Genomic DNA, 489 nt, shown 5'->3' with positions numbered 1-489 from the left:
CGCGTCGTGTCCGTTTCGCAAGACGTGAAGCTGAAGTCCGGTGTGGTAAAGAGTGTTGAACTCACGAAGCTTGATCCGGTTGCACGTATGTTCAAGCGTGCCGCACGCTTCCTGCCTGCTGCATTCCAGAATGTTCAGGCACCCCCGAAGCTGCGCCGTGGTCGCGCCGCAAGCTCGGATGATGAGTGAAAAGTTGTAGAAAATGCTTGACACGATTTCGGAAGAGTGTATAATTTTGCACCCTTCTGAGTTTTGAAGTAGATTGTGGTTTGCGGTGACACGCTGGGTAGTGTGTTAGCACAAGCCGCGATCGTGGTAGTAAATACGTAGTGTGTAAGATTGCTCAGACGTGAGCATAACCAACCCCGAAAGGAAGAAGCAAGATGGCAAAGGCAGCAAAGACGAAAGCAGCACCGGCAAAGACGGCAGCAAAGGGCGCGGCAGCAAAGGAAAAGGCAGTGGCTCTGGCCGCAGCGAAGGCAGCAGCTC

The 489-nt window shown here is 53.4% G+C and carries 1 protein-coding gene; it reads left to right on the top strand.

Translation table 11 applies throughout. The features are described from left to right. A partial coding sequence (locus tag AC1RPH_RS07790; RefSeq protein ID WP_481762023.1) for a hypothetical protein occupies positions 1-189 on the top strand: 189 nt, incomplete at its 5' end. Positions 190-489 lie beyond the last annotated feature (300 nt).

This window comes from Dellaglioa sp. CoH-57-MRSF-16, from assembly GCF_056782055.1.
The sequence above is the reverse complement of the archived record's forward strand: the minus strand, read 5'-3'. Positions and strand labels throughout refer to the sequence as shown.